17 protein-coding genes and 1 pseudogene are annotated in these 15,917 nt (G+C 67.8%); 7 read left to right on the forward strand and 11 right to left on the reverse strand.

Annotated features, from left to right (window positions below; genetic code table 11):
- Complete coding sequence (locus AC1DQJ_RS02860) at positions 1-393, reverse strand: Zn-ribbon domain-containing OB-fold protein (RefSeq protein WP_477600065.1); 393 nt, start codon at positions 391-393, stop codon at positions 1-3.
- A gap of 172 nt (positions 394-565) precedes the next feature.
- On the opposite strand from AC1DQJ_RS02860, the gene AC1DQJ_RS02865 reads away from it, so the two are divergent.
- Complete coding sequence (locus tag AC1DQJ_RS02865) at positions 566-1,018, forward strand: DUF1810 domain-containing protein (protein ID WP_477600067.1); 453 nt, start codon at positions 566-568, stop codon at positions 1,016-1,018.
- On the opposite strand, the gene AC1DQJ_RS02870 is transcribed toward AC1DQJ_RS02865, so the two are convergent.
- The gene (locus tag AC1DQJ_RS02870; RefSeq protein ID WP_477600069.1) at positions 963-1,652 is read right to left on the reverse strand and encodes an ArsR/SmtB family transcription factor; all 690 of its coding nucleotides are present in this window, start codon (positions 1,650-1,652) and stop codon (positions 963-965) included. The genes AC1DQJ_RS02865 and AC1DQJ_RS02870 overlap by 56 nt on opposite strands.
- Positions 1,653-1,734: 82 nt before the next feature.
- Between AC1DQJ_RS02870 and AC1DQJ_RS02875 the strand changes: the two genes are divergently transcribed.
- The 3 genes from AC1DQJ_RS02875 to AC1DQJ_RS02885 all read left to right on the forward strand — a co-directional run bounded on the left by AC1DQJ_RS02875 (position 1,735) and on the right by AC1DQJ_RS02885 (position 3,085).
- Positions 1,735-2,043, forward strand: a complete 309-nt coding sequence (locus tag AC1DQJ_RS02875) for an NIPSNAP family protein (RefSeq protein ID WP_477600071.1) — start codon at positions 1,735-1,737, stop codon at positions 2,041-2,043.
- On the forward strand, positions 2,040-2,363 hold the full coding sequence (locus tag AC1DQJ_RS02880; RefSeq protein ID WP_477600072.1) for an antibiotic biosynthesis monooxygenase family protein: 324 nt from the start codon (positions 2,040-2,042) through the stop codon (positions 2,361-2,363). Before AC1DQJ_RS02875 ends, AC1DQJ_RS02880 begins: the two co-directional genes overlap by 4 nt.
- Positions 2,364-2,446: 83 nt before the next feature.
- Positions 2,447-3,085 carry a glutathione S-transferase family protein gene (locus tag AC1DQJ_RS02885; RefSeq protein WP_477600074.1) on the forward strand — a complete coding sequence of 213 codons (639 nt, stop codon included), beginning with the start codon at positions 2,447-2,449 and terminating at the stop codon, positions 3,083-3,085.
- Positions 3,086-3,090: 5 nt separating this feature from the next.
- Here the strand turns inward: AC1DQJ_RS02885 and AC1DQJ_RS02890 are convergent, their stop codons facing one another.
- From AC1DQJ_RS02890 to AC1DQJ_RS02900, 3 genes are read right to left on the reverse strand one after another with little or no spacing between them, the layout of a single operon-like run.
- A complete protein-coding gene (locus tag AC1DQJ_RS02890; RefSeq protein ID WP_477600076.1) occupies positions 3,091-3,510 on the reverse strand; it encodes a hypothetical protein in 420 nt (139 codons plus the stop codon).
- A complete protein-coding gene (locus tag AC1DQJ_RS02895; protein ID WP_477600077.1) occupies positions 3,507-4,526 on the reverse strand; it encodes a phosphotransferase family protein in 1,020 nt (339 codons plus the stop codon). The genes AC1DQJ_RS02890 and AC1DQJ_RS02895 overlap by 4 nt, the downstream gene beginning before the upstream one ends.
- Positions 4,527-4,533: 7 nt before the next feature.
- Positions 4,534-5,817, reverse strand: coding sequence for a cytochrome P450 (locus AC1DQJ_RS02900; protein WP_477600078.1), 1,284 nt, complete (start codon positions 5,815-5,817; stop codon positions 4,534-4,536).
- Between the two features lie 269 nt (positions 5,818-6,086).
- On the opposite strand from AC1DQJ_RS02900, the gene AC1DQJ_RS02905 reads away from it, so the two are divergent.
- The 3 genes from AC1DQJ_RS02905 to AC1DQJ_RS02915 all read left to right on the forward strand — a co-directional run bounded on the left by AC1DQJ_RS02905 (position 6,087) and on the right by AC1DQJ_RS02915 (position 9,643).
- The gene (locus AC1DQJ_RS02905) at positions 6,087-7,169 is read left to right on the forward strand and encodes an Rv3169 family protein (RefSeq protein ID WP_477600079.1); all 1,083 of its coding nucleotides are present in this window, start codon (positions 6,087-6,089) and stop codon (positions 7,167-7,169) included.
- A 211-nt stretch (positions 7,170-7,380) separates the two neighbouring features.
- Positions 7,381-8,286, forward strand: a complete 906-nt coding sequence (locus AC1DQJ_RS02910) for an AAA family ATPase (protein ID WP_477600081.1) — start codon at positions 7,381-7,383, stop codon at positions 8,284-8,286.
- Between the two features lie 4 nt (positions 8,287-8,290).
- Complete coding sequence (locus AC1DQJ_RS02915; RefSeq protein ID WP_477600083.1) at positions 8,291-9,643, forward strand: VWA domain-containing protein; 1,353 nt, start codon at positions 8,291-8,293, stop codon at positions 9,641-9,643.
- Here AC1DQJ_RS02915 and AC1DQJ_RS02920 read toward each other — a convergent pair.
- The 6 genes and pseudogenes from AC1DQJ_RS02920 to AC1DQJ_RS02945 all read right to left on the reverse strand — a co-directional run bounded on the left by AC1DQJ_RS02920 (position 9,606) and on the right by AC1DQJ_RS02945 (position 15,913).
- Complete coding sequence (locus AC1DQJ_RS02920) at positions 9,606-10,037, reverse strand: hypothetical protein (RefSeq protein ID WP_477600085.1); 432 nt, start codon at positions 10,035-10,037, stop codon at positions 9,606-9,608. The genes AC1DQJ_RS02915 and AC1DQJ_RS02920 overlap by 38 nt on opposite strands.
- Before the next feature lie 40 nt (positions 10,038-10,077).
- Positions 10,078-10,431 (reverse strand): hypothetical protein, encoded by a 354-nt coding sequence (locus tag AC1DQJ_RS02925; RefSeq protein WP_477600087.1) that lies wholly within the window; start codon positions 10,429-10,431, stop codon positions 10,078-10,080.
- 192 nt (positions 10,432-10,623) lie between these two features.
- Complete coding sequence (locus AC1DQJ_RS02930; RefSeq protein WP_477600089.1) at positions 10,624-10,890, reverse strand: hypothetical protein; 267 nt, start codon at positions 10,888-10,890, stop codon at positions 10,624-10,626.
- Positions 10,891-11,047: 157 nt separating this feature from the next.
- A pseudogene (locus AC1DQJ_RS02935) lies at positions 11,048-11,167 on the reverse strand (LuxR C-terminal-related transcriptional regulator); the annotation flags it as partial.
- A gap of 149 nt (positions 11,168-11,316) precedes the next feature.
- On the reverse strand, positions 11,317-14,649 hold the full coding sequence (locus AC1DQJ_RS02940) for a carboxyl transferase domain-containing protein (protein ID WP_477600091.1): 3,333 nt from the start codon (positions 14,647-14,649) through the stop codon (positions 11,317-11,319).
- 52 nt (positions 14,650-14,701) lie between these two features.
- A complete protein-coding gene (locus AC1DQJ_RS02945; RefSeq protein WP_477600093.1) occupies positions 14,702-15,913 on the reverse strand; it encodes a TetR family transcriptional regulator in 1,212 nt (403 codons plus the stop codon).
- Between the last annotated feature and the right edge of the window lie 4 nt (positions 15,914-15,917).

Consider the following 15,917-nt stretch of genomic DNA (forward strand, 5'->3'; position numbering starts at 1 on the left):
TTACGACTTGGCCGGCTGGAAGAAGGGCAGCGAGATGGTGTCGCTGAACTTTTCGAAGACGACCTCGACAGGCATGTCGAGGACCAGGGCTTCAGGGGTCTGCGGGCAGTTGACGATGTTGGTCATCATGGTCGGCCCTTCCTCGAGCTTCACCACCGCGATGGCGTAGGGCTCGGTCCCCATGTCGGGGCGCGGGCGATGGTTGATCACGTAGGAATAGAGGATCGCCTTGCCGCTGGCCTTGAAGACCTCGACGTTGCGCGAGCCGGTCTTCGGGCAGAACGGGCGCGGCGGGAAATAGGCTTCGCCCGTTTCCTTGTTGCGCTGGAGGAGCAGTTCGCCCCGGGCGGCGCCTTCCCAGAAATGCAGGGTTTCGGGCGTTGGTTCAGGCAAGATTCTCGCCATCTCGAAATTCGTCCCCAATCAAAATTGACGTCTGAAATTGGCCCGCGGCGACGCGGGCGCGGCAGAAAACCCCGAGAGCGACCGATTGTCGATGCCGACGTTAGGAAAACCGCAAATCTCCGCCGGACCCAGGCTATCGTGGCAGGCGCAGGAGCAGGCCATGTCCGACCCTTTCGACCTCTCGCGCTTCCTGGCGGCTCAGGAAGGAACCATCGGCGCCGCGCGCGCCGAACTGGCGGCCGGCCGCAAGCAGAGCCACTGGATGTGGTTCGTGTTTCCGCAGATCGCCGGCCTGGGCGCAAGCGCCATGGCCCAGCGTTACGCGGTTTCTTCGGCCGAGGAGGCGGCGGCCTATCTCGACCATCCGGTGCTCGGCTCGCGGCTGCGCGACCTGACCGAACTCGCCAACGAGGCGGCTGGATCGGCCCACGAGGTGTTCGGCGCCCCCGACGACCTGAAGTTCCGCTCCTCGGTGACGCTATTCAACGCCATCGCCCCCGACGAGGCCCCATTCCGCAACGCCCTGGTCCGCTACTTCGGCGGCGAGCGCGACCCGCTCACCTTGGAGATTCTGGAAAGGCTTGGCGGAAGCTCGCCAGGCCCGGCGCGCTGAACGCGACCACGCGGCAGCCCTCCAGCCGCCGCGCCCAGCCACGGGCATAGATCTGGCTCAGTAGCGCCTTGCCGAGCGCCCCGCCCAGGTGGCTGCGCCGCACGCTCCAGTCCAGGCAGGCCTTGCAGAGCGGCCGCCCGTTCCGGGCCAGGCCGTCCGGCTCGATGCCGAAGGCGCGCATGAAGACGCCGCCCTCCGCGCTCAGGCTGAGCGCTCCCGCGCGGTCCTCGACCAGATCCCGCGCCACCAGGCTGTCGAGCATCGCGACGCCGAGAGCTCCGGCCAAATGGTCGTAGCAGACCCTGGCCGCGCGCAGCGCCGGCTCGCGCGGGCCCGGTTGGAACCGCAGCGCGCCACTGCGGGCCGCCAAGCCGGCCAGGGTCTCCATCAACTCGGCGACCTCCTCGCCGGCCAAGGCGTAATAGGCGTGGCGGCCCTGTCGGCGCGGGGTGACCAGGCCGCCTTCGGTGAGCTTGGCGAGGTGCGAACTGGCCGTCTGGGCGGTGACCCCAGCCTCCCGTGCGAGTTCGCCGGCCGTGAGCGCGCAACCGCCCATCAGTGCGCTCATCATGTTGGCGCGGGCCGGGTCGCCGAGCAGGGCGGCGATCGCCGAGATGTCTGGGCCGTGTTTCATGACGCCATCCTAGCGCACCCAGCGCGGCGAACCTTCGACCCGGATCGAAGCATCGGGGCCTCCTGCGAGCTATGCCGAGCGCATGACCATCACCTGCGCCATCCGCTATGTCATCGATCCGTTCCAGCGCGACGCTTTCGAGGCCTATGCCCGCAACTGGCTGAGCATCATCCCCGCCTGTGGCGGCGACCTGCTCGGCTACTTCCTGCCGCACGAGGGGACTGACAACATCGCCCACGCGATGATCTCGTTTCCGAGCCTGGCGGCTTACGAGGCCTATCGCGCCCGGCTGAAGACTGACGCCGCCGGGGCGGCGAACTTCGCCTTCGCCCGCGAGAAGCGGTTCATCCTCTCCGAACAGCGGACCTTCCTGACGCCGGTGACGCCATGATCGCCGTCATCTTCGAGGGATCGTCGGCCGAAGGACGGCAGGGCGACTATCTCGACACCGCCGCGGCGCTGCGGCCGCTGCTGGACGGCCTCGACGGCTTCATCTCGATCGAGCGGTTCGAGAGCCTGACGACCCCGGGCAAGTTGCTTTCCCTGTCCTTCTGGCGCGACGAGGCGGCGGTCGCGACATGGCGCGGCGATCCCAGTCATCGCGCCGGCCAGGCGGCGGGACGGAACGGGATATTCGCCGACTATCGGCTGCGGGTCGCCGAGGTGATCCGCGACTACGGCCTGCACGACCGCGACCAGGCGCCGGCTTAGATCCTCCCGCCTGACGTTCGGCTGCTGCCAAACCGCTGTCAGCAGCCCCGGGATATGACGGTCGCAATCAATGGGAGCCGACCATGTCCGACCTCGTCTTCTACACCAACCCCATGTCGCGCGGCCGCATCATCCGCTGGATGCTCGAAGAGGTCGGTCAGCCCTACGAGACCAAAATCCTGCGCTGGGAGACCGGAGAGGCGAAGGCGGCCGACTACCTCGCGATCAATCCCATGGGCAAAGTGCCGGCCATCGTCCATGACGGGGTGGTCGTCACCGAATGCGCCGCCATCTGCGCCTACCTCGCCGACGCCTTCCCCCAAGCCGGTCTGGCTCCGCCCGCGCACAGTCCGCTTCGCGGTCCCTATTATCGCTGGCTGTTCTTCGGAGCTGGCCCGATCGAGCAGGCCGTGGCCGCCAAGATGGTGAACCTGGAACCGACGATCGAGCAACGCAGGTCGCTGGGTTTCGGCTGCACCGAGGACGTCCTGGGCGCCGTCGAGGGAGCGGTCAAGGACCGCCCCTATCTCGTGGGAGACGGCTTTACCGCCGCTGACCTCTATCTCGCCTCCCACCTGTCCTGGGGGATGAACTTCGGGACGATCGAAAAGCGCCCGGCGTTCGAGACCTATGTGGAGCGCCACCTACAGCGCCCCGCCGCCCTGCGGGCCGACGAGATCGACGACGCGCTCATCGCCGCCGAGGCGCAGCCGACGTCCTGAGCACATCAGACCGGCGAGGAGGCGACCTTGCGCCGCTCTGTCGAGGCGAGCAGTTCGGCCCAGATCGCCGCTTCCAGGTCGCGGGCGCTCTTGGCCTCGGCAGCGGTCTGCAGCTCGATCAGGGCGGCGCGCAGGGCGTCGTTGCCGGCCTTCAGAGCGCTGATCCTCAGGTCGTCGTCGGCGCCTGACGCCAGGTCCGCAAAGTCGAGGCCGACCTCGCCCGCCCGCGCGAGCAGGACGCGGATGGCCCGGTTCTCCGCCACCAGTCGCGCCGCCATGCCGTCCCAAGCCTCTGCGGCCATGCCCAGCAGCGCCGCCGACAGCCCCAGCGCGCCGGCCCGGTCGGCCGGGTGCACGTCGGGCATGGCGTTGCGCACGCAAAGGCCGGCGATCTCGGCGAGCACGGCCGGAACGGGGGGGATCATAGGCGTCCCATCACTTGCAGGGCGGCGCGGTCCTGGGCGTTTTGAAGCGCCCAGGGCGGATAGACCATGATCGGCTCGCGGTTGCCGCCGTCGAGCCAGGCTCTAGCCGACGATATCCAGATCGCCTGGCCCTTCACGCAGTTGAACAACTCCCACCAGTGCAGGGCGGCGGGGTCGGCCGTGAGGCCGCTGGCCCGCTCCCAGACGCCGATCGCTTGGTCGCGCGGCAGCAGGCCGCCGGCCAGGCCCTGGCCGAACGACCAGACCGGGTTGAGGCTCCAGCCCAGGTCCTCCAGCGGGTCGCCGAGGTGGGCCATCTCCCAGTCGAGGACGCCGTGGATGCCGCCGGCCTGGTCGTAGAGGAAGTTGCCGGTCCGGTAGTCGCCGTGCACGACGCCGACCTTCTGCGCCGGACGCGGCGGATTGGCCCGCAGCCAACGGATCGCCGCGCGGATGATCGGCAGCGGCTCGGCCTGGTCGTCGTCGAGCACCTTCTCCCAGTAGCTGAGCTCGCGATCCCAACAGGCCTCGGCGGCCACCGCCGGCATGACCTGCGTCAGGCCCAGCGCCTCCGGATCGGCCTTGGCGATCTCGCCGAGGATCGTCCACTTGCGCTCGCCCAGCCGGCCTCGCGTCGCGACGTAGGGCGGCCCGAACAGCAGCTGCGGCGAGGCCTGGAAGCCGGCGATCTCCTCGGCGATGAAGAACGGGTGGTCGAGGGCCTCGTTCGCCTCCTCCAGCCACAGCATCTCCGGCACCGGCACCGTGCTGCCGGCGAAGGCGCGATAGGCCTCGAACTCGATCCGCCGCTCAGTGTCGATCAGCGAAGCCGGCGGATCGCGCCGCAGGATCAGCCTGCGCTCGCGCGCCGCCCCGTCTTCGTCCCAGGTCAGCCGGAAGCGATAGGTCTCGCGAGAAGCGCCCCCGGAGATCCGGCCCAGGTCGTGCACCGCGATATTGCTCGCGGCCGGCATACGCGTCGCGATGTACGCCGCCAGCCGCGGTTCCAACGCCATCCCGGACTCAGTGCATCTTGAAGCGGATGGGCAGGGTCTTGGGGCCGTTCACGAACACCGCCTGGGACTGCTTCGGCACGCCGGCCAGCTCCAGGGACTCGAGCCGCGGCAGCATTTCTTCCCAAAGGATCCGCATCTCCATCTTGGCCAGGTGTTGACCCAGGCAGAGATGGGCGCCGTACCCGAACGCCAGGTGCTTGTTGGGCTTGCGGTCGACGCGGAAGGCGTTGGGATCGTCGAAGACATCTTCGTCGCGGTTGCCCGAGGCGTAGCAGAGCATCAGCCAGTCATTCTGAGCGAGCTTGCGCCCCCCGACCTCGGCCGCCTCGGTGGCGGTGCGCATGAAGGTCTTCACCGGGGTGATCCAGCGGATGCTCTCGTCCACCAGGCCCGGGACCAGCGATGGGTCGGCCTTCACCTTGGCGAACTCGGCCGGATTGGCGGCCAGGCCCCAGATGGCGCCGGCGGTGGAGGACGAGGTGGTGTCGTGCCCCGCGGTCGCGACGATGATGTAGTAGCTCATCGCCTCGAAGTGACTGATCGGCTGGCCGTCGATCTGCGAATTGGCGATCAGAGTGCCCAGGTCGTCGGTCGGATTGGCGCGCTTGTTCTCCGAGAACTGGGTGAAATAGTTGATGAAATCGGTGAGGACGCCCATGTCGATCTTGGAGGGGTCTTCGGCGTTCTCCGGCTTCTGCTTGCGGCCCAGCTCCGGATCGGCGGCGCCGAACAGCTCCTGGGTGAGCATCAGCATCCGGCCTTCGTCCTCCTCCGGCACGCCCATGATCTCCATGATCACGTGCAGGGGGTAGTGCAGCGCCACCTGGTTGACGAAGTCGACCTCGCCGCCTTGAGCGGCCATTTTGTCGACGGTGGCGCGGGCGATCTTGCGGATGCGCTCCTCCATGGAGCGCAGGTTCTGCGGCAGGAACCAGGCCTGGGTGAGGACCCGGTATTTCATGTGGTCCGGCTGATCCATGTGGATCAGGGTGCGCAGCAGGTGCGGGCTGCCGCCGGTCATCTGACGGATGCGGGCGTCGGCGTCCTTGCCAACCAGGGTCGGCGATCGCACGCCGTTGGCGAAGAGCGCGTTCTGGCGGCTGATCTCCAGAATGTCGGCGTGCTTGGTGGCGACCCAGAACGGATCGACGCCCTCGATCTCAGCCAGACCAAACGAGTTGTTCGCCCGCAGCCACTTATAGGTGTCGTGGATGCGTCCGTCCGCATAGGCGGTAGGGTCGACCAGATTGGCGGCGTGCTCGTCCGGAATGCGCGCTGTGTTGCTGCTCATGTCTCTTTGGCGCCCACTGCTGGTTCACCCCACGTAACCTTACGTGGCGTCAGCAAAGAGCGGCCTCCCTTGTCTTGTTATCTTTGTTCACTTGATACTGCCGCAACAGGCGTCGTCGCAATACCGTCAATCGACGAAGACAAGATCGCCACAGAGCCCTTTAGCTCTAGGTGAAGTCACCTGGAGCGTTGAAAAGGGCTCTCAACAAGGAGTTGGGAGCGTGATGGCCGCATCACGCTCCGGTCCAAGACGTCTGGGAGGACGCCAGCATGCTGACCAAGGCCGACGATTTTCCGATCCACCAGACGCCCGAGCCGATCGCCTACGCCGGCACCGACCGGAATTTCTACGATCGCTACTTCTTCAACGGCTATCAGCCCGACGGGACCGAGTTCTTCGCCATCGCCTTCGGCGTCTATCCGCAGCTCAACATCGCCGATGCGCACTTCTCGGTGATCCGCGACGGGGTCGAGCACTGCCTGCACGCCTCCAAGGTGATGAACATGGAGCGGCTGGACCTCGCCTGCGGCCCGATCCGCATCGAGGTTCTCGAGCCGCTGCAGAAGCTGAAGGTGACGGTGGAGCCGTCCAACGGCTTCGCCGCCGAGATCGTCTTCGAGGGCCGCAGTTTCCCGATCGAGGAGCCGCGTTTCACGCGGCGCATCGGGCCCCGCGCCTTCATGGACTACACCCGGCTGACCCAGAACGTGCGCTGCACCGGCTGGATCGAGGTCGACGGCGTCCGCAAGAGCCTGGCCGCCGGCAGCGTCGGCACCCGCGACCGCTCCTGGGGCGTCCGCCCGATCGGCGCGCCCGATCCTCAGCCCCCGGTCCCGATGACCATGGGCGGCTTCTTCTGGCAGTGGACGCCGCTGAACTTCGCGGACCGCAGCGTCTTCTTCCACGTCAACGCCGACCCCGACGGCCGCCCCTGGAACACCCGCGCGGTCATCGCTCCGGACGGCGCCGCCCATGACGGCTTTTATGAAACCGAGGCGGCGACAATGGACGAGGTCTCGCTGATCGCCGGAACCCGCCACGCCAGCACCGGAACGCTGAGCATCCCCCTGGCGCAAGGATCGGCCAGCATCCGCTTCAAGCCGTTCCTGACCTTCCTGATGCGCGGCATTGGCTATGGCGCGCCGGCTTGGCGCCACGGCGGCTACAAGGGCGACCTGGTGGTCGAACGCGAGGACATCGACCTCGGCGCCGTCGACATGGCCTCGATGGAGAACGTCCACATCCAGGCGCTGAGCCATGTGACCCTCACCCTGCCGGGCGAGGCGCCGGTCGAAGGCATGGGCGTGTTCGAGCAGCTGATCGCCGGGCCGTATCGGCCGTACGGGGTGTAACCAAGGTCGCCATGGCCGGGCTTGTCCCGGCCACCCGAGCGGCATCCCAACACACGTTTGAACCAGCGCTTGCACGCGGCCGCCGCCCCCTGCACACTCGCGCCCATTGAAGACTAGCGGCGCCATTACGCGCGACTTTTGAAAGTTTGAGACTTTGACCGTTTCTTCTCCCGCGGCGAATAACGCCGCGCAGCCGGACGTCCTGTCTTCCGTGGACGCTCTGATCGAAGGGCTGGCCAGCGTCGGCTACATCGCCTCGCGCCGCATCGCCACCGCCCTCTACATGGCCATCCACCTGCAGAAGCCGATCCTGGTCGAAGGCTCGGCCGGCGTGGGCAAGACCGAGTTGGCGCTGTCGACCGCCGCCCTGCTGGGTCAGCCGCTGATCCGCATGCAGTGCTATGAGGGCCTCGACGAGTCCAAGGCGCTGTACGAGTGGAAGTACGGCAAGCAGCTCCTCTACACCCAGATCCTCAAGGACCGGATGGGCGCGGCCCTTTCCGACGCCGAAAGCATGGATGCGGCGATGGATCGCCTGCACGGCATCGGCGATCTGTTCTTCTCCGAGCCCTTCCTGGAACCGCGCCCGCTGATGAAGGCGCTGCGGGAAGACGATGGCTGCGTCCTGCTGATCGACGAGATCGACAAGTCCGACGAGGCGTTCGAAGCCTTCCTGCTGGAAGTGCTCTCGGCCTACCAGGTCTCGATCCCGGAACTGGGCGTCATCAAGGCCAAGACCCCGCCGCTGGTTTTCCTGACCTCGAACAACATCCGCGATCTGGGCGACGCGCTGAAGCGCCGCTGCCTGCACCTGCACATTCCGCTGCCCGACGCCGACCTCGAGCGGAAGATCGTCGCCAGCCGCGTGCCGAACATCGAGGCCACCCTGACGGCCTCGCTGGTCGCCTTCGTGCAGTCGCTGCGCACGCTCGACCTGCGCAAGTCGCCGTCGATCTCCGAGACCGTCGACTGGGCCCGCGCCCTGATCCTGCTGAACGCCGACAGCCTGAACCCCGAGGTGGTCCGCGACACCCTCAACGTCTTGCTGAAGTTCGAGCCGGACATCGCCGCGGTGGAGCCGCAGATCTCCGAACTGCTCCGCCGCCCGGCAGCCTAAGACGATGCAGGGCGCTCTGGAGGACTTCTTCCGGGCCCTGCGGGCCGCGGACGTCAAAGTCTCGCCTGCAGAGGCGATCGACGCTCACCTGACGGTGGCCAAGGTCGGCTTCGAGGATCGCGAACTGTTCAAGGACGCGCTGTGCGCGACCCTGGCCAAGACCTCCGACGAGGTGATCCGCTTCGACGCCACCTTCGAGACCTTCTTCCGCCGCGACGAGCTCACCTTCGAGCCGCCGCCGCAGGGGGAAGGCGACCCGATGGAAGGGCTGCCCGAGGGGGCCGAGCAATCGGACCTCGCGCGCATGCTGATGGAGGGCGACGCCTCGGGTCTGGCTCAGGCCATGGAGGAAGCCGCCGAGCGGGCGCAGGTCTCGCAGATTCGGCTGACCACCCAACGCTCGCGCCTGACCCGGCGCCTGCTCGAGGAAATGGGCCTGGCCGAGATCGAGCAGATCATCGCCGCGGCCCGCAAGCTCGAGGGCGGCGGCGATGCGGCCGACCGGCTCGAGGCCGGCAAGCGCCGTCTCGCGCAGGAAGCCCAGCGCTACATGGAGCGCCAGCACGAGCTCTACGCCTCAGGCTCGGGCAAGATGCTCCGCGAGGAGATGCTGGCTCGCAAGGCGCTGAACGCCGACGGCGGCATCGATCCGGCCGACCTGGTGATGATGCAGGCGCTGGTGAAGAAGATGGCCAAGCGTCTGGCCGACCGCTACTCGCGCCGCCGCAACCGGGCCCGCAAGGGCCACATGGACATCCGCCGCACGCTGCGGAAGTCGATGCCCTACGGCGGCATGCCGTTCGAGATCATCTGGAAGACCGAGAAGGTCGACAAGCCGTCGATCGTCTGCATCTGCGACGTGTCGAAGTCGGTGGCCGCCGCCGCCCAGTTCCTGCTGACCTTCCTCTATTCGCTCAACGAGGTGGTCGATCGGATGGAGGCCTACGCCTTCTCGGGGCGGCTGATCAGCGTCAACGACATCCTCGACGACGAGCACGTCGACAGCGCGATCTTCCAGGTGCTGCGCACGATCGGCTTCCAGCAGACCGACTACGGCAAGTCGCTGGAGGACTTCTGCGAGAACCATCTGGACCATGTGGACCGGCACACCACCGTCATCTTCCTGGGCGACGGGCGGTCGAATTATGCCGATCCGCGGCTGGATCTGATGGCCACGATCCACAATCGCGCCCGCTCGGTGATCTGGCTGAACCCCGAACCGGAGAGCTACTGGTCCCAGGGCGACAGCGTCATGTATCGCTACGAGCGGTTCTGCCACGTGGCCAAGACCTGCAACACGCTGGGCCAGCTCGAGCGGATCATCGAGGATGTGCTGCGTACCTACGTGCCTCACTAGCTTCGGAGGCGCCATAGGCCAGGGCGGCGAGGAAGCAGAAATAGAGCACGTAGAGGCTGGCCATGTAGCCGCGCCCCAGGAGGGTGGCGTCGGCGAGCTTGGCCGCATGGCAGAGCACGGTCAGAGCCTCGCAGGCCCAGGCCCCTATCAACCAGCGTCGGGGATAGCGCCAGAGCATCAGGGTGACGAAGACCAGCACGCTGGCGTCCACGGCGGCGATGCCCCAGAGCGGCTGACGCAGGCCGCCAATCGCCTGGACCAGCGGCGTGACGAAGAAAGCCGTCAGGCTGACCAGAACGGTCGCCCGCTCGGGGAAGCCGCCCTTCCAGAGCACCCAGACGGTGACCAGGGCGGTCGCGAGACCGCCGATAAGCTGAATTGGTGTGTCGAACATCGCGCCCCGCCGCGCAATGGACGGCGGGGCGCGCGCTCCGTCAAGCGGCCGTCGGAACGACGCGCAACTCGGTGGCCGCAAGATCGGCTTGGGTCACAGGCTTGTCGGCGCCGGTGCCGTGCAGGGTGGCCGGCCGCACGCCCAGCTGGGGCGAGGCCTTTTCGAACGCGGCGTGCGCCGTCATGGCATGCTCGCGCGCCGAGCCGAGCGCGTCGATCGTCCGGGTCAGGGCCGCCACCGCCTCATGGCCGAGCACGGCGGAGTAGTTGTGCTCGCGGCGCATGGCGCTGGTCTGGGCGATCAGCAAGGCGGCTCGTTCGAGCGCCGCATCCAGGGCGGCCTCGGTTTCGAACAGGGAGGTGGCGATGGCCTGGGCCAGTTCGCGACGTTGCATGAGTAGTCCTTCCTCCACGCGCTGCACGCATGGGACGTTTTGGGTTGTCGGGTTGTGAGGCGCTTGCGGCGGAGACCGCTCAGGCGCCGGTAAGCCAGGTGTCGAACGTCTGCATCAGGTGCCCGAGCTGCACGGCGATGGCCAAGCCACCGATGAGCAATGTTCCGGCGACCAGAGTGAACAGCATTGCGCTCAGCAGTCTTCGCCAAGCGGCGCCGTGGGTCCCTGCCCCAGCCATCTCCACTGAGGCGGCTGTGCGTCGACGGGCAACAAGACGAGCGCGATGCAGATAATCTCGCGCAGCAGATCGAGCTTGGTGAGATATGGCCCCATCTCCCGCGTCACCTGCAGCAGGTGATGCACCGTTTCCTTCTGTTGTGCGGTCTCCGCCAGACTGTCGAAAATCGCCTCCAGGTCGCCCCAGGTCGATTGTGGTAGTCCTGTCGCCGTATGTTGCATGCACACCCCCTTTCGAGAGGGAGGACAGCATCTCGTTCACATTGGCGGCGAGGGGGAGCGGCGCCCCTACGTGATCATTGCGTATGTCGCCGACCAGCATCCGCGCGGCGTCGCGGCGGTTCGCAGCGCCCAGTTTCTTGATCGCGCGCTCGATGTGCTTGTCGACGGTGCGGGCCTCGAGGCCGAGTTCGCGCGCGATCTCCTTGGACTGCAGGTGTCGCGCCACCCCCATCAGGCATTGCCGCTCGCGTGGCGTCAGCGCACCTAGCTGATCCATCAGCTTCCCCCGCCCCTTGCGGCCAGAGCAGAGGACGGGTCCGTCCGCCGCGCCCAGGTCGCGAGGTCTCACGGCCAAGTTTGCTTAACGCCTGACCAGACGCAAGCCGCGCGGCCCGCGACCCTACGTCCCGCAGGCGGGAAAGACCGTCACCAGCTGTCGATCCAGCGCAGTTTCTTCTCGGTGCGGACGGGCAGCGGCGGCAGCGACTTGAGCCCCGCGAGCACCCATCGCCGGGTGTCCGCCGGGTCGATGACGTCGTCAAGCGCCGGGCCCATGGCCTGGGAGAGCGCCTTGCCGCGCGCATAGGCGGCCGCAACCATCTCGTCGAACCTGGTCTTGCGCGCCGCAGGGTCCTCGATGGCGGCGAGCTCGTTGCGGTAGCCCAGCTTTACGGAGCCCTCCAGCCCCATGCCGCCAAACTCGCCGGTCGGCCAGGACACGCTGAACATCGAGGCCTGGTAGGAGCCGCCGGTCATGGCGATGGCCCCCAGGCCGTAGCTCTTGCGCAGGATCACCGAGAACAGCGGCACGGTGAGGTTGGCGCCGATCACGAACAGGCGCGAGCAGTGGCGGATCAGCCCCGTCTTCTCCGCCTCCGGGCCGACCATGTTGCCGGGGGTGTCGGAGAGCGACAGCAGCGGGATATCGAACGCCTCGCAGAGCTGCATGAAGCGCGCGGCCTTGTCGGAAGCGTCGGAATCGATCGCGCCGCCAATGTGCTGCGGATTGTTGGCGAACACGCCGACCGGACGCCCCTCGATCCGGATGAAGGCGGTGATCATCGCCAGTCCGAACTTCGGCCGCAGCTCCAGTACCGAGCCGTCGTCGGCGATCAGCTCGATCACCTTGCGGATGTCGTAGACCCGCAGGCGGTTCTCCGGGATTGCGCGGCGCAGCAGCCGCTGGTCTGCGCAGGTCCAGTCCTTCAGCGTCCCCTGGAAGTAGGAGAGATACTGCTTGGCCAGGCGCACGGCGTCGGCCTCGTCCTCGGCCAGGACGTCGATCGTGCCGTTGGCCTGCATGACCTTCAGCGGGCCGATCTCTTCGGGACGGAAGACGCCGAGGCCGCCGCCTTCGACCATGGCCGGCCCGCCCATGCCCAGCGACGAATCCTTGGTGGCGATGATGACATCGCAGCAGCCGAGGATCGCGGCGTTGCCGGCGAAACAGCGGCCTGAATTGATCCCCACCAGCGGCACGGCGCCGGAGAGACGGCCCCAGAACTCAAAGCCGCGCACGAACCCGCCGCCTTCGGTGTCGCCCGGCCGGCCGCCGCCGCCCTCGGTGAAGAACACGGTCGGCAGGCGCCAGCGTGCGGCGATCTCGCTCATCCGGTCGAGCTTGTCGTGGTTGTGCGAGCCCTGGGTGCCGGCCAGGACGGTGTAGTCGTAGGCCATCACCGCCACCCGCGAGCGCTCCTCGTCGAACCGCTCGCCGTTCACCGCACCCAGGCCCATGACCATGCCGTCGGCCGGGGTCTGGGCGATCAACTCGTCGAGCGTGTTGCGACGGCGGCGCGCGGCGACAGTCAGGGCGCCGTACTCGGTGAAGCTGCCAGGGTCGCAGAGGTCCTCGATGTTCTCGCGGGTCGTGCGCTGGCCAGTCTTGCGGCGGCGCGCCACCGCTTCTGGCCGCGCCTCGTCCAGGGTCAGGCGATGCCGCTCCAGCGTTTCAGCCAGATCCGGCCGGATATGGTCGAGGTCGACCTGCTCCTCGGTGTCGAGCGCGCCGCCGGCCACCTCGGCAGGTTCGATGAAGGCCAGGGCGTGCTCCTCGAAGACCGTATCACCCTCGCCGGCCGCCACCAGTCGCACGACCCCGGAGAGCTCGGCGACAACCACGTGCTCCATCTTCATGGCTTCCATCACGAACAGCGGCTGACCGGCGCGCACCTCGTCGCCGACCTGCACCATCAGTCCGATGACCGTGCCCTGCAGGGGCGCGCGGACCGGCTTGGTCCCCTCGGGCCCTTCGACCCCCTCGTCCGCTTCGTCCGCCGCCGTCTCGGCTTTGCCGTGGTGCAGGACCGCCAACGGATCGGAAGCGTCGATTTGGGCGCCCGCCCGCTTGGGGGCCGCGGCGGCCACGGCGTCGAAGTAGAGCTTCGGCGCATCGACGGCCTGGCTCAGCTCCTCCATCCGCTCTTCGATGAACCGGGTATGGGTCTCCCCCGACACGACGCCCGGATGGGCCAGAAGGCTCTGCAGGAAGCCGATGTTGGTGGCCGCGCCGGTGATCTTGAATTCGGCCAGGGCGCGGCGGGTCTTGGCCGCCGCCGTCGGCAGGTCGCCGGCCTGGACGATCAGCTTGGCCAGCAACGAGTCGAAACGTGTGCCGGTTCGGTAGCCAGCGTATCCGAACCCGTCGACCCGCACCCCGGGCCCCGAGGGCGGCTCGTAGGCCGACAGCACGCCGCCAGAGGGCTTGGCCGAGCCGTCAGGGCTCATGGTCTCCAGATTGATCCGGGCCTGGATCGCCACGCCGCGTGGACTGGGAACCTGCGCCTGCGTCAGGCCGAGCTCAGCCAGCGAGCGGCCGCGCGCGACATCGATCTGTATACGGACGAGATCGAGTCCGGTGACCGCCTCGGTCACCGTGTGCTCCACCTGCAGCCGCGGATTGGCCTCGATGAACACCGCCCGGTCGCCGTCGACCAGGAACTCGACCGTGCCGAGATTGCGGTAGTGCGCCGCCCGGCCCAGAGCGACCGCGGCCTCGAACAGCCGCTGGCGGGTCTCCAGCGGCAGGTCGTCGGCCGGCGCGATCTCGATGACCTTCTGGCGCTGGCGCTGCAGGCTGCATTCGCGGTCCCACAGGTGGGAGACCACCTGGCCGTCGCCGACGATCTGCACCTCGACATGCCGGGCGTGCGGCAGGAACTCCTCCACATAGAGCGAGCCGTCGCCGAACGCCGCCTGGGCCTCGGAGGCGCAGCGCTCGAACGCCTCGCTCAGTTCGCCCGCCGACCGGACCGGCCGCATGCCGCGCCCCCCGCCCCCGGCGACCGCCTTGACCATGATCGCGCCGCCCGGCCCCAAGCCCTCCAGGAACAGCCTGGCCTCGGCCAGGGTCGTCGCGCCCGCGGTCCCCGCCAGCGTCGGGACATCGCATTGAGCGGCCAGCGCCCGGGCCCTGATCTTGTCTCCGAACACGACCAGGGCCTCCGGAGTCGGCCCGACAAAAGTGATCCCCGCCTCGGCGCAGCCCCGCGCAAAGGCTGCGCTCTCCGACAAGAAGCCGTAGCCGGGATGGATCGCATCGCAGCCCTGATCGCGGGCGACCCGCAGAAGCTGCTCTGCATCGAGATACGCTGCCGGACCCGACTGCTGCAGGGCGTGGGCCGCATCGGCCTTGCGGATGTGGAGCGAGGCCGCGTCGTCGCTGGAATAGACCGCCAGGGTCTCGACGCCCATCTCCGCGGCGGTGCGGGCGATGCGGATAGCGATCTCGCCGCGATTGGCGATCAGCAGCTTCTTCACTCGGCGTTCCCTCGGGCTTTTTCCTACCTTGCCCGGGCGCAGCGGCGGCCGTCTACGCCTGCTTGGAGAGCAGCCCCTCGAAGAACGGTCGGACGTAGTAGGCCGCGGCGGTCTGCGGGGTGACCGCAGGCGCCCAGTGGTGCAACTCGGCGGCGGCGTTGATCATCGCGGTCAGCATCTGGGCGCCGATATTGACATCGACCGGCCGCACCGAGCCATCCGCGACGCCGTCGGAAATCAGCGAGGCGAAGCGATCGGAGATCCGGTCGAACTGGGCGATCAGCTTCGGCTGGAGGGCTTCAGGGGCCGAGGTCAGGGCCGATGCGCGCAGCAGCGGCGCATTGCCCGCCATCTGGTACTCCACCAAGGCCGCCGCGATGCTGGTCAGGGTCTGCAGGCCGCTGGCCGAGGCCTCCTCCGCCTGGCGGATGGCGCGGCGCATGACATCGAAAGTCCGCTCGAAACAGGCGACGACCAGTCCATCCTTGGTCTCGTTGTGGTGATAGAAGGCGCCCTTGGTGACGTTCAGCCGCGCCGAGATCTTCTCGACCGACGCGCCGACATAGCCTTCCTCATTGATGAGCTGGGTGGCGGCGCGCAGGAAGAGTTCCCCGGAGGCGTCGCCGTTGGCGGGTATCAGGGCCGGCAAGGCCACTGGATTCCAGACCGCGCCGGGCGCCGCCAGGCCGTCCGCCATGATCGACAGCACCCGCTGGGAGACCCGCGCGTAGTCCTCGGGGTCATGCCGGTGCAGCCAGACCACCGCCCAGAACATCTCGGAGACCAGCAGCAGCGTGCGCGCGCCAAGCGCCGGACGCGGCAGATCGCGGGTCTCGCGGCCTTCGAGCAGGCCTCGCACGCGCCGGAACATATCCACATAGGCGGTGTTGACCGGAGCATAGTTCAGCGCCCGCACATCGTTGAAGGCGGCGATCGGCTCTGCCTCGCCCAGGAAGGTGCGGCGGCGATAGTCGAAGTAGGCGTCAAGGAAGAGCTTCAGGCGATCCCGGACGCCCTCGCCGTGCTCAGCCTCGGCGGCCAGCCGGTTGAAGCGCTCGATGCCGTCCAGGAAGCAGGCCGCCGCCAACTCTTCCTTGTTCTTGAAGTAATAGATCACCCCGGTCGGCACGAGGCCGAGCCGGGTCGCGACGTCGGCCAGCGTCATGCCCCGCACGCCCTTGCGGTTCAGCACCTCGACGGCCGAGCCGACAATGGCGCTCTTTCGCTGTTCAAACCGCTTGGTCGGCGCGCGTAGGGTGCTCATTTGA

It is taken from the genome of Phenylobacterium sp. P4_E10 (assembly GCF_056401675.1).

Excerpts from the sequence above, each read along its gene's own strand:
- AC1DQJ_RS02865 (WP_477600067.1), top strand. The coding sequence starts at position 566 with ATGTCCGACCCTTTCGACCTCTCGCGCTTCCTGGCGGCTCAGGAAGGA.
- AC1DQJ_RS02870 (WP_477600069.1), bottom strand. The coding sequence starts at position 1,652 with ATGAAACACGGCCCAGACATCTCGGCGATCGCCGCCCTGCTCGGCGAC.
- AC1DQJ_RS02875 (WP_477600071.1), top strand. The coding sequence starts at position 1,735 with ATGACCATCACCTGCGCCATCCGCTATGTCATCGATCCGTTCCAGCGC.
- AC1DQJ_RS02880 (WP_477600072.1), top strand. The coding sequence starts at position 2,040 with ATGATCGCCGTCATCTTCGAGGGATCGTCGGCCGAAGGACGGCAGGGC.
- AC1DQJ_RS02885 (WP_477600074.1), top strand. The coding sequence starts at position 2,447 with ATGTCCGACCTCGTCTTCTACACCAACCCCATGTCGCGCGGCCGCATC.
- AC1DQJ_RS02890 (WP_477600076.1), bottom strand. The coding sequence starts at position 3,510 with ATGATCCCCCCCGTTCCGGCCGTGCTCGCCGAGATCGCCGGCCTTTGC.
- AC1DQJ_RS02895 (WP_477600077.1), bottom strand. The coding sequence starts at position 4,526 with ATGGCGTTGGAACCGCGGCTGGCGGCGTACATCGCGACGCGTATGCCG.
- AC1DQJ_RS02900 (WP_477600078.1), bottom strand. The coding sequence starts at position 5,817 with ATGAGCAGCAACACAGCGCGCATTCCGGACGAGCACGCCGCCAATCTG.
- AC1DQJ_RS02905 (WP_477600079.1), top strand. The coding sequence starts at position 6,087 with ATGCTGACCAAGGCCGACGATTTTCCGATCCACCAGACGCCCGAGCCG.
- AC1DQJ_RS02915 (WP_477600083.1), top strand. The coding sequence starts at position 8,291 with ATGCAGGGCGCTCTGGAGGACTTCTTCCGGGCCCTGCGGGCCGCGGAC.
- AC1DQJ_RS02920 (WP_477600085.1), bottom strand. The coding sequence starts at position 10,037 with ATGTTCGACACACCAATTCAGCTTATCGGCGGTCTCGCGACCGCCCTG.
- AC1DQJ_RS02925 (WP_477600087.1), bottom strand. The coding sequence starts at position 10,431 with ATGCAACGTCGCGAACTGGCCCAGGCCATCGCCACCTCCCTGTTCGAA.
- AC1DQJ_RS02930 (WP_477600089.1), bottom strand. The coding sequence starts at position 10,890 with ATGCAACATACGGCGACAGGACTACCACAATCGACCTGGGGCGACCTG.
- AC1DQJ_RS02945 (WP_477600093.1), bottom strand. The coding sequence starts at position 15,913 with ATGAGCACCCTACGCGCGCCGACCAAGCGGTTTGAACAGCGAAAGAGC.